The organism is Shewanella sp. Isolate13, from assembly GCF_022398325.1.
Lineage (GTDB): Bacteria > Pseudomonadota > Gammaproteobacteria > Enterobacterales > Shewanellaceae > Shewanella.
The window spans coordinates 40,714-53,016 of the sequence record NZ_JAKEVD010000022.1; the positions used below are offsets into that span (position 1 = coordinate 40,714).

General features: G+C 46.6%; 9 protein-coding genes. All 9 read right to left on the reverse strand.

What is annotated here, in order from left to right; translation table 11 throughout:
- A complete protein-coding gene (locus L1D44_RS14280; RefSeq protein WP_239891646.1) occupies positions 1-2,226 on the reverse strand; it encodes a WecB/TagA/CpsF family glycosyltransferase in 2,226 nt (741 codons plus the stop codon).
- Positions 2,227-2,409: 183 nt separating this feature from the next.
- Entirely contained in the window at positions 2,410-3,483 is a 1,074-nt protein-coding gene (locus L1D44_RS14285) for a glycosyltransferase (protein ID WP_239891648.1), read from the reverse strand.
- Complete coding sequence (locus L1D44_RS14290) at positions 3,473-4,816, reverse strand: oligosaccharide flippase family protein (RefSeq protein WP_239891650.1); 1,344 nt, start codon at positions 4,814-4,816, stop codon at positions 3,473-3,475. The genes L1D44_RS14285 and L1D44_RS14290 overlap by 11 nt, the downstream gene beginning before the upstream one ends.
- Before the next feature lie 670 nt (positions 4,817-5,486).
- Positions 5,487-6,734, reverse strand: a complete 1,248-nt coding sequence (locus L1D44_RS14295; RefSeq protein ID WP_239891652.1) for an O-antigen ligase family protein — start codon at positions 6,732-6,734, stop codon at positions 5,487-5,489.
- Positions 6,692-8,104 (reverse strand): exopolysaccharide biosynthesis protein, encoded by a 1,413-nt coding sequence (locus tag L1D44_RS14300; protein WP_345773639.1) that lies wholly within the window; start codon positions 8,102-8,104, stop codon positions 6,692-6,694. The genes L1D44_RS14295 and L1D44_RS14300 overlap by 43 nt, the downstream gene beginning before the upstream one ends.
- 21 nt (positions 8,105-8,125) lie before the next feature.
- Positions 8,126-9,415 (reverse strand): polysaccharide biosynthesis/export family protein, encoded by a 1,290-nt coding sequence (locus L1D44_RS14305; protein ID WP_239891654.1) that lies wholly within the window; start codon positions 9,413-9,415, stop codon positions 8,126-8,128.
- A 12-nt stretch (positions 9,416-9,427) separates the two neighbouring features.
- Positions 9,428-9,787 (reverse strand): STAS domain-containing protein, encoded by a 360-nt coding sequence (locus tag L1D44_RS14310; protein WP_239891656.1) that lies wholly within the window; start codon positions 9,785-9,787, stop codon positions 9,428-9,430.
- Positions 9,788-10,633: 846 nt separating this feature from the next.
- Entirely contained in the window at positions 10,634-11,023 is a 390-nt protein-coding gene (locus L1D44_RS14315; RefSeq protein WP_239891658.1) for an ATP-binding protein, read from the reverse strand.
- Positions 11,024-11,032: 9 nt separating this feature from the next.
- Positions 11,033-12,268 carry a SpoIIE family protein phosphatase gene (locus L1D44_RS14320; protein WP_239891660.1) on the reverse strand — a complete coding sequence of 412 codons (1,236 nt, stop codon included), beginning with the start codon at positions 12,266-12,268 and terminating at the stop codon, positions 11,033-11,035.
- Positions 12,269-12,303: the final 35 nt, after the last annotated feature.

Below are 12,303 nucleotides of genomic sequence, written 5' to 3' on the forward strand. Positions count from 1 at the left end.
TTAATACGCGCCACGGGCAAAAATAACGGCGGGGATGGTTTTCAGCAGCAACAGTAGATCAGCACTAAACGATTGTTGATAGATATAATCGATATCGAGTTCAACCTGCTGCTCAAACGGAATGGTTGAACGGCCGGAGACTTGCCAAATACAGGTGATGCCAGGCTTTATCGTTAAGCGATTTCTATGGTGTAGCTTGTATTGTTTTACTTCGCTGACTAGGGCTGGACGGGGGCCGACTAACGACATGTCGCCTTTAAGTACATTCCATAGCTGGGGTAACTCATCGATTGAGGCCTTACGGATAACGCGTCCAACTATGGTGATCCTAGGATCATTCTTTATCTTAAAAATGATGCCGCCATCCATCTCGTTACTGTGGTTTAATGTCGCCAGCCTCTGCTCTGCATCTTGGTACATAGAGCGAAACTTCCACATGGTAAATGGCTTGTTATTCAGCCCAGCTCGAGGCTGACTAAATAGCACCGCGCCTTTAGACTCGCAGCGGATAAGGAGCGCGATGCAGACTAAAAACGGTAATAGCAGGACTAATAGGCTCGATGAGACCAAGATGTCGAATAAGCGCTTAGCGCCGCGACCGAGATGCCTATTTAGATTAAACATTGCACGGCGCAGGTTAGCTTGCTTAGCATCAAACTGCGGGACTTCTCGGTTCTTACTGGTCGCTTTATTGAGCTCAGTTTGAAGCTGCATCTTGGTAAGGTTAGCGTCTGCTGTTGCTCTCGTTGTCCAAGGTGTGTGTGGGTGATTGTGTTGCTTCTTTAGCTGACGGTTTTCTCGCCACACGCGAAATAGAAAGCTTGGGTTGCCTATGATATAGCGTTTCCACATTCTCTTAGGCTCTTGAAGTAAACGGTAACTCCATTCAAACCCCATCTGTCTTAGCCATAAGGGCGCGCGTTTGATACGGTTTGCGTAAAAATCGAAAAGACCGCCAACACCTATCCCAATAGAGCAGGTCAGTCGCTGCTTATTGGCAGCAAGCCATAACTCTTGCTTTGGTGCCCCCATAGCCACTAGCAGAATATCGGCGTTAGACTCATTAATTGTATCTATGACGCCTTGATTGTCTTCACTGCTTGCCTCGCTATTGAAATAACCTGAATGGCAGCCTGCAATATTGAGTTTTGGGTATCGCTGCTGCATGTTATTGGCAGCGGCTTTTGCAACTCCTGGGCGACCACCTAACAAAAAAATTGACAGATTATTGGTTGCTGCGAGCTGACAAAGGCGTGGAAACATGTCGGTGCCATTGAGGTTATCTTGCAGTGCTTTCGCTTTACTTAGGCAGGCTAGTCGAACGCCAATGCCATCGGCGAAAATGTGCTGAGTCTGTTGTAAACACTGACGATAAGACTCGTCTTGAGTACTAATATTGAGGCAGTCAGCGTTAACAAAGGCGTAGTGTTGCATCGGCTGAGGCTTTCGCTGACATTGCTGTAGCACTTGATTTAACAGTTGCGCCATGGTCCAGTTATCAAGTTTGATGCCGAATACACAGATCTCCGGGTTGTTTCTGCTTGGCTTATTAAAGGCGATACGAGTGACTGCCAATACAATCACAAGCCTTACGAGTGCAAGCAGATAGCGGGCTAAGCTGCTATGGGCCTTACCAAGTGATCTAGGATCAACCTCAAAACGCAGTCCCGTTGCGGCGTTCATCTGTTCAATCGAGGTGAGTCCAGGCTTAATAGGATAGATTTTCTTAGGGGCTTTAACAGTTTCTTTATTAGCTAAACCATTGCTGGAGCTGGTGGTCGCTTGCTTATCTGCTGACGACTTATCTGTTGTTAACCTATCTGTCGCTAACTGCTCAAGATTCGTGTCAGCATGTGCATCTTCTTTTAGCAGTGCGAACTTCTGCTCAGAACCTAAAACTGAAATCTCCCCGCTTAACAAGTTAAATAATACCGGCAGCTTCTTTAACCAGCCCGTATAGGAAAATTGTTTTAAGCCTATGCTCTTATGGTCTAAGCCGTGAATATACACAGTTTCAAATGCACTATTTAGACTGAAAGCACTCTTTAGGTAGCCATATAACATAAACGGCGAGCTTATGATTAACATCAGCAAAGCGATGAGGAAGTCGAAACAGCGAATACTGAAGCGTGACTGGTCATGATAAGCGGCTTGGGCCGTTGACTCTGTGTTCGAGACTATATCTGAGACTATATTCGAGTCGGTATTCAAGTTGGTATTTTCCATTATTGAGTCCCTTCTGGCTTATAGTGTTAATACATAATCTAGAACCTGCATATACTAGGCCATAATTTATACCTTTAATATTCAGTGTTTTATGCTGTTTTCTGGGGCGTGTGCTTAAAACTGTTGAGTCATTTGCATCTTGCAAGGCAGGCTGCAAATGACTCTAGAGGAGGTAGGTTGGAGTTACTTTAGCAGCGCAGCGCTTACGCCATCGCGGTTGATTTTCGCGGCCTGAATACGCCCGAGTAACCGTTGCGCCTGATTTTCACAAAGCTGATAGAGTCTGAGTGGTAGCAGTTTTAATAGGTAGGCAGCCGCCATGGTGGCTAAGGTGCGTCCGGTTTCAGCCTGAATGATCTCTGGGGCGGTCTTAAGAGCAAGGTGCAGGTATTTAACCGCCTGTCTGCCATTTTTATTTCGAATGGCTTGCCTTGCTATGTACCTGAGCTGGTAGGCTCGCGCTTTATCTTCATGCTGTGCTAAAAGTGCTGGCGCATAGCCTTTGGCTTTATTGATCATATTTTCCCAAGAGGCATATTGCTTATTAAGATCAGCGGATAGTCCTTGCGCATTTAAGCGATAGAAGGTGAGAGGCGCTGGGATCCCCTCTATTTTCCAATGGGTGGTGGTCACAATCCTTAGCCAGCATTCGATATCTTCAGATTGGCGAAAGTTCTCGTCGAAGTAGCAGCTATGGGGCTGGCTCCTATTAAATGCTTGGTAGCGAATATCCGTTAGGGTTTCACGGCGAATAACAGGTGCAGACCCATTACCCACAGGGTTGCGGCAGAGCAGATCTTGTGCCTGAATATTGGTGAGCTGAGGCATTTGATAGACATTGAGTTTTTGTCCTTGATAGTCCATGAACAGCGATCGTGAAAAGCTAATTCCCACTTCGGGCGCGTTGTCGAGATGGGCAACGTGTTGTTCAAGCTTTTCGTTGTGCCACATGTCATCTGAATCGAGAAATGCCACATATTGGCCTATGGCGTGGCGAATGCCTGTATTTCTCGCCGCAGCAAGACCTTGGTTATGTTTATGCTCAATAATTCTAATTCTAGGATCGTTAAAACGTTTACAGATAGCCAAGCTGTTATCGGGTGAGCAGTCGTTAATCAGCAGTAGCTCAAAGTGTTGAAAGCTTTGGTTTAGTACTGAGTTAATCGCATCTTCAACAAAAGCTTCAACATTATAGATGGGCATCACGACTGAAACCTTCATTGATGCGACTTTCCTGTGGGATAAATTAGCAGTCATAATGTGCCTCCGAGCGGTAGTGAGCGGTGTCGGTTATTGATTGAGTCAGCTTTAAATAGAGGGTGAAACTTGGCATAACTAAAAGGTGTGCTAATAAGATCCCTAATGCCACGGCCTGCAGCCCCCATAGACTCGACAGTGCAATCGTGATGGCTAAGATAGCGGTGAATGCGCTGTTATATAACAGGTTTAGCTGACCTCTACCTGAGCTAATTAAATACTGACTGGCGGCTTCACCCAGTGGCCTCACTAAACCACTCAGGCAAAGTAGGATGAAGATAGGAAGCGCTCCCGCATCTAACCATTTCTGACCATAAACCCAAGGGACATACAGCGGTGCTAATAGAGCTTGTAAGCTGATAATTGGCAGTGTCAGTAACATGATGAACTTCAGAGATTGAAGGTACTTCTGTTCTAATGTCAGCTGTTTAGGATCGGTTTCTTTACCTGTTTGACAAAGGTAGGAATAAAGCGCTGTGCCGTAGCTTTGAACTAACCCAAGACTAATGCCTAAACTGGCATTGAAGGCAAAGAAGTAGACGCCTAACGCTTCTATACCGAGAAAATAGCCCACTAAGATGTAATCAATATTTTGTCTTAATGCGATAGCGAGATCCCCAAGGCCAACCTGCAGGCCAAATTTGAGTATGGTTCGGGATCTTGCGGGTAGTAGCTGCCATCTAGGCTCTGAAACACAGCCAACTAAAAGCTCCGGCAAGGGATTATGGTATCTATGAACCCCAATCCATATAAATACCACAATGATTTTGGGCAAAATAATGGCCCAAATCCCAAGCCCGAGTAAAGCAAAGCTGCCGGTGAGTATTGCATCAAATACTGTTTGCCATAGTACAGCCCTACCTACCACACGCATCCGATTTAAACGTAGATTGATTGCAGCGTAGAGCATGCCAAAGGGGAGCAGTAAATAGCTTGTTGCCATGAGTATCATGGGAAGAATTAGCTGCAAGTCATCGTAGTAGATTGCAAGCGGCCAGCTGAGTAAGCTCATGGCAACGAAGGCGATGATAGCGGCTAACCAGTTGACTCGGTTGGCCGCAGATAGAGAGCGTTTAAGTTGGTTATCATCCATCTTAATCAGTGCCGCACTAGAGATGCGGCGGGTTGGTGTACAGATAAGCTCAAAGCAGGTGAGTATGATGGCAACCTGGCCGAAAACTTCAGGGGTGAGTAATCGCGCAATGATAATGCTGGAACCAAGACGAACCACACGACCAAGCACTTGAGCCGAACCTAGCCAAAAAAGACCTTTGGCCAGAGCACCGTTTAACAGTGTCGATAGTGATCTTTGGTATAGCGATTCACTTTGCATAAGAGTACCTGCTTAAGAGGAACATCGAATAACTGCTGTTCGAGTGATATGGCGTTAGCCAGTAGTACTTATCTTTAATACAGAGTTCATGCCAACCTTTACTGAACAGTTGGATATTGTTGAGTCTATTGATTTTAAAGGTAATTTCTGGTTGTGTTACGAGATTGGAAGTCGGCGTTGTTTCTATGAGACGAAATGGCATCAGTGCATTCGCATATTGCAAATCAAAATAAAAGAAGGGGAAGAGCAGGTTAAAGCTGAGAAGGTCCTAGGCCCTAGGAAAAGCAGGTTCTAGGTAAAAGCAAAGACGATTAAAAGCCGAAACAAGCTGAGATGGATAAGCTGAGACGGAACGGCCTGTGGCCTTACGGAATACGGAACGTTCGCGAGCTGACTTACGGTGAAAGGCTAAGAAGGGCGCTGCGCTTCTAGGACGCGACTTCGTCACTGCGAGAGCGTCGCTACGCTCCTTCTAGGTTCTAGCGAAAGCAAAGACGATTAAAAGCCGGAACAAGCTGAGACGGTAAAAGCTAAGGCGGGCAAGCTAAGACGGAAAAGCATGAAAGAGAAATAACTTGGAATAAATGAAAGATCAAAGGTAGCGCCTGTCTCGCTTTTGACTTCTTAGCAGCGAAGCGTCCTAGAAGTGAGTTTACGAGCGGACTATAGCCTAGAGCCTAGAACCTTCTTTTAAAGCTGCTCCGACGATAACAAGCCCAGGCCAGAATAGATAGGCGAGGATCTCTAGGTTTTCACCGAATGTATATAGAAACAGCTGAAAGATGATTGAGACGGCGACGGCGCTCAGGGCTGAGTGAAAAAGGGTTTTGAGCAGAGCTAACAGGGTGACAAGCAGAGGAATCGCCAAGGCGATAGCGCCCACAACGCCTTTCACAAATAATAAGCCATACCAAGTATGGTGGGAGCCAATCGGCATATATTCCACTAGGTGTGGGCCACGTTCCACAATGCCGTGTCCCCAGACTACAGCTTCATTGGCCCAGCGCTCGAGGGCAATATTAGCCAACTCCTGGCGCACACGGGTTGAGCCAGCTCGGGCGGCTTTAAAGGCTTCCACGCTTTGTTGCATCTTCTCGACAACATAAATTCCTGCCCCCCCAAGCAACATAAAGAGGGGAGTTGCTGCGAAGTAAACCCATGGAGATCTACACCAGCGGATAAACATAAAAAAGCCTATCAGCAACAGGTAACACACTAAGGCTAGTCGAGATTGCGACAGTAAAATCATACAAAAGCTGCCTGCAAAGCCATAGAACTTGAATCGTTTGACTTTTTCTTGAATGGCAAAGGTAAAGAATAGATTACCAAGCATGCCTAAGGCCGGTGCCCAGGGAGTGAAGAGTCGCCATCTTGGTAAGCCACTGGCAGGGTCTATCTCATATAGGCTGACGTTGAAAAATTCGGGGCCAGGGCCGCCAATAATGCTTAAGGGCGATGTGTATAGGGTGCTGGGAAGTTTTACTACCCAAGCGAGTATGAAGATTGGCAGCAGGATAAGTGTATGTTTGCAGACGATACAACATGCCCGATAGATAAGCTCAGGCCTGATCTGTAGGCTGCCCAGTAGTGGAAATATAGCCAAAAGAGCCCAGCCTTTTGCCCAGCCGATACTGGACTTTATCAGTTTAGCTAGGCCTAAATCGTGTGTCAGGTGGCCGATTACCAGTGCCAATAACATCGTAGCCATAGCGGCTAGCCAGCAAGCTTGTGTTTTGCTGACGGTATAACTTTTTTTATCCAGTAATACTCGCTTTAGCATGCGTAGCAGTAATATCCAGGCAATAACGGGGGCAACGAGATACATCGCACCTAAAACCCAGAACAGATAGGTGCCGGTAATTGAGCGCCAGATGATTACTTCGTCAGAATTTTCTGGAGTATAGGTTTGCGGATCCATAGCATTCCCATCCCTGCAATCAGTGAAATTGAAGCCGCTACGCCGCCAACTATTGCCAGTAGAGAGCGCAAGTTATCGGGCTGTTCTGCTAATGTCGGTGCAGCCATCAGTTGCAGTAACGGATAGGCTGCGTATATGTCGGCTTTACCTAGATCCATTTTCGCCAGTGCGGAGGTAAAAACTGCGGTAGCGACTTGGTGTTCTCGTTGCAGTCCTTCGAGCTTTGCTGCATCGTCGTTACTGTCGGTAAACCTGTGGTCCCAGTCGTGGATCTGATCTGACAGGGTATCAATCTGATGCCTAAGCCCTTCGGCTTTGGTATTGAGCGAGAGTAATTCCTGCATAAGCTGAGCCCGGCCATCTAAATCATCAGCAGACAGCATCAACATTAAGCGTTTATCGTTATAGCCAAGTAGCGTCTTGCACCGTCGAGTTAATGCGTTGAGTACAGACTTTTGCTCATCTTTATAGGTAACGACCTTTGGATGACGCTTGCCAAAGCGACTGCTGTACTCTGCAAGTGTCGCAGTGACATTGGTATAGCTGATGAGTAGCTGTTGAAATAGCTGATCATTTTTCAAGGTCAATAATCCCGCCGCCTGTTTTGGCGTTAAGCTTAGGTGGATTTCTAGCATTTTCTGGCTGGCTTTTACGCCTTGTAGCTCTGAGACTAAATTGACTTTGTTATGTCTCAGTCTCTCCATGGTCAAGGCTAGTTCTTTGAATTGATCCAGTGAAACAAGCCCGTGTATCGATTGAAACTCGAGTAATTTCTCTTGAGTTAAATTCACTTTATTGGCGAAGGTGGCCATGCCAACTCGGATGGCATCTTCGCGCTGCTCAATTTCATCTCGGCGAAGCTCGGCTAGCAAAGCTTGCAAGCTGTGATAATGTGCCCAGGCTTTTTGCTGCGCGCCCTTGGCCGTAGGGCCTTTTATGCTAAATTGCATGATCCCAGTTTGGTTAGGTAGTTTTAATTTTGGCATGCCAAACTCGCTGCCTTTAAGGTGCATTGTTTTGGCGGCGGCGTTGATCAGGGTTTTACTCGTTGCAATAGACTTATAGTTGACTCTAGGGTCGATTGCGCTACTCGCATAAGGGGAGTTGGTAGAGCTATTAGCTTGCCCCACACTATCTAGGCTAACTAAGGCTCCGGCGCCAGCTCCGGGTAAAATAAGCGTCCATTGGCTGATGTAACGGCTTGGACTTAACACAGTGAATAGCAGTACTAGAAACCAGATACTAAGCAGCAGTAGTGAGGTGACGATGAGATAGGCACGCTTTCTCTTATGCACCGATAGCTGACTACCGTTTACAAAGTAGTGCTTTAACCATAAAAGAGGCCTGTAGGAGTGTTTTGTTTTCATCATAACCTCCTTGTATCGCTTCTATTACAGCAACTCTAGCAGAGTCGCTGGGACGAGTACTTCGGTGATTGAACGTGCAATTTCTCGTATATTGGTGACGCGAGAGTCATAACAAGCGATCCCATCACCTGGCATTAAGATAGGGTTCATTCCCGTTTCCCAAGAGTGTCTGATTAAGTTATCCATTGAGCGTTCTACCACATCGACTTGGGCGGTTAACGGGTTCTTAGTGATCAGTAACAAGTAGCGACTGGCATTGGTTGACTGTGCACCACCGACACAGTTGGCTGCGATGGCGCCACTTAACAGGCGAGTACCATAAGGGAATCGGGTCGCGTCGGTGTCGACAGCTGACTGCGCGTTACTGGATGCCGGTTGGGTTAGATTCGATATAAAGACTCGAATACCCGGAGCGGTAATTTGCGATGGGCGGGCGAGCACATCATCAAAATAGTCATGTTGTGGTACATGAATATGATCTCCTGACATCAGGGTGAACTTGGGGACAGGGTATCCATGGATCACGCCTGATAGATCTAAGGTAAAGCTATGTTGTCCTCTGAACACCGTAACCGCTGAAATATTGGCATCGGGACGCACTCCGCCCGATGCTCTCAGTGCCGATGCGATGGTACGCTTAGCAGCTTGGTCGCCACTGTGGTTGCCATCATCATCGATGATATCAAGATCAGATTTCTTATTGATCAAGTGTTGACCCGGTTCGAATACTCCACCAGACACGGTTACCTCAACGGGCGCCCAGCTTAGGGGAGTGATGCTTAGGCGAACGCTGTTTTTAAGCATGAACTCTTCATCGACTAGGTGTTGCTGGAGTGAACTTGTTAGCTGTGCAATATCGAGGCCCTTAGCATGAATCGGCGCCAAGTAAGGCAGATAGATATAGCCATCGTTATTGACTTCAACATCTCCGCTGAACTCCTCGCCATTGAGCACTCTAATCTTGAGTTTGTCACCTACCGATAAGCGAATATTTTGAGGTAAGTGCAGCGGTTGTTGTGACTGGCCAGCATGCATTAACCAGGTATTGCCCATTGTACTATCGGTTCTTCCCCTGTTGATGTTAGCCGCTTTGTCTCCGTTTTTGCTGCGCGTGTAAGGGGTGTTACGGTCATAAAAGTGGCACTGAGTCATATTGTCATTGTTATTACCCTTGCAGATAGTGGACTCTTCAGGGTGATGAGGCGTAACGCAAGCTGTGAGCAGTAATAAAGCGATACAGGTGATAAACCTGAGAGTGCTCTTTACTTGGTGCGCTTGTTTGCGTGCAGTAACAATGTCTTGTTTGAGACTCATAACCGTGTCCTCTTAGTGCGCTGTTTGGCTAAGCTCATTACAGATGTAATCGACGGCTGCTGCTTCATCTTCATAGATAGTAAAGATCTGATGTAAGCGAGTAAGTTCAATGAGCGAACGTACGCCAGCGGTCGGTGACAGCAGGACAATCTCACCATTGTCTTGCTCTACACGTTTTAAGGCGGAGATCAGCACTGATAGGCCACTTGAGTCGATATATTCCACCTTGTGTAGGTCAATCACGAGTTGGGTCATCCCTGCATCTATTTGCTGTAGTATTGCGGCTCTAAGTGTCGGCGTTTGCGTCATAATCACCTCATCAGGTAGGGTGATCTTGCATGCATTATTTTGTGGTAATTGAGAGAAAGTCATATCGCCATCCTTAAAAATGCACTTGGCATTTTGCGTGGTTATCGAACAGGTATAGAACCTATTAACTCTTTGCTTACTAACAATGCAAACCTGATGCCAAACGCTATATGGTTGTATTTGAAGGCTTTACTCTTTGTTTTATGTGTTGCTGACCTCGTTTGAATCTAGGGTCTTGATTTGCGATGCAAAATGGGAGCTGGCTAAGAAGGGCGCTTTGCTTATAGAGCGTGACGATGTCACTTCGAGAGCGTCGCGTTGCGACTTCTAGGTTCTAGGGATTAGGAAAAGCGGGTGCGAGGTGAGAGCAAAGACGATTAAAAGCCGGAATAAGGTGAGATGGAAAAGGCTAGGAAGGGCGCTGCGCTTCTAGAATGTGACTTCGTCACTGCGAGAGTGTCGCTAGGCTCCTTCTAGGTTCAAGATAAAGCTGTGACGGAAAAGCGGATAACGGATTTAGGAACGTTCGCAGGCTCACTTACGGAACGCTTTGCTGACGGTTAAGGCAAAGAAGGGCGCTGCGCTTCTAGGACGTGACTTCGTCACTGCGAGAGTGTCGCTAGGCTCCTTCTAGGTTCAAGATAAAGCTGAGACGGAAAAGCGGATAACGGATTGCGGGACGTTCACTGGATCACTTACAGAACGCTTTGCTGACGGTAAAAGCGAAGGCGGACAAGCATGAAAGAGAAAGAACTTGGAGTAGATGAAAGCTAAAAGGTAGCGCCTGTCTCGCTTTTGATTTTCTAGCAGCGAAGCGTCCTCGTAGTGAGCTTGCGAACGTCCTAGATTCTAGATCCTTATTTCTTCAGCGAGCTTGTGAGCGACCTAGAGCCTAGCACCTTCTTTTAATTAAACCGCGATACTAAACTGCAAGTGAGTCCCTGCAACAGTTTCTTGAATGCGAACGTTGTCCATCCAACTCTTGATGATCCAAAGACCTCGTCCAGAAATGGCTTCTGCTGGTGGACAATCAGTTGGAGGTGTGAAGGGCTGCATCTGTGAGTTATCCAGTAGATCGATAACTATCTGCTGATGGTCACAGTGCAAGATGATGATTAAAGAGTTAATTTTTGGGGCTGCATGGGTAAATATATTAGAAACCGCCTCCAGAACGCAGGTGATCACTTTGAAGCGCTTAGTGTCGGACACCTCGTTTTGTAGCATGAACTGCTCTATCTCTTTGCTGATGGAGTGGTTGGCAAAAATATTTCGATTTAGATTAAACTGTAGGCTATTCATAGCGTTTCCTTACATTTGATAACGACAATGAGATAAGTTGTTTGTGGCAGAGATGAGCATTAAAGAAATATCGTCCTGCGCTTGCTTTTCTTGCCACAGCTCGGTGCTATAGCAGAGATAATGGAGTAGTTTTTCTGCTGGTAACTCTCTGGCATCGCTCACGTTTTTCAGCAGCTTTGTCAGCCCGAAGCTGCCAAATTTACTGTGCCTGCACTCATAGATCCCATCTGAGTAGAGCAATAACTGTTGCTCTTTCTCTAAGGTGAAGTGCTGACTCTGATAATTGTGCTGTTTGTTTATGCCGATAGGCAGATGAGACTCAATGTAACTGTCATCGACAAATTTGGCTCCACTCGGGCTAACTATAATAGGCGAAGGGTGGCCGGCATTGATTATTTCGACCTCTCCCGTCCTGGTGTTGGCGATCCCGATAAGCAGCGTTGCAAAGCGGCCGCACTGCTCTGGATCATCAAACTGCCGATTAAGATTGTTTGTTATTCGTGCTACATCGAGTGACTGCCAGACTTTTTGGTTACTCGATAGATGATGCGCTAGGGTAAAGCTCAGCATCGATGCCGCCGTGCCATGTCCACTAACGTCCAGTAGGTAAAAGCCTATGTGCTGCTGGTCAATATTGAAGCATTGAAACAGATCGCCAGCGAGATCTTGTGCTGGTTTAAATTCGGTGGTGACGCGCCAGCCTTCGCTTAAGTTTGAGTTTTTGGGGAGCAGCGCACGTTGAAGCTGAGCGGCGAGAGAAAGATCCTGTTTAAGGCAGTTGAGGTAATCTTGCTCCTTTACTAGCATCTGGCTGAGTGTTTTATTATGACTGGTCAGCTTATGTTGCATCTCTATGATACGCAGCCCAGCGAGAATTCTTACCTTCAGTACACCGCTGTGAAAAGGTTTTGCGATAAAGTCATCGGCGCCAGACTCGATACCTTCAACGATATGTGCGTTCTGGTTATTGCCGGTAAGCAGTATGGTATATGGCGTGCAAGGCATAGATTTTATGGTTTGACATAGTTCAATGCCGCTGATTTGAGGCATTATCCAATCGGTGATCACCATATCCACATGTTCGTTTTGAAGGTGTTCGAGGGCTTCTTGTGCATTAGAAAAGCCTTGAGCTGTAAATCCCATTGAGTCGAGTAGGTTTAGTAGTAAACAGCGTTCACTATCGCTGTCTTCCACCAGGATAATTTTATATTGGCTGACATGCTGTAAAGCTAAAGGCGTTGTCATTGTCTTCTTCTCAACCTAGTTTGCTCAGGGGTATT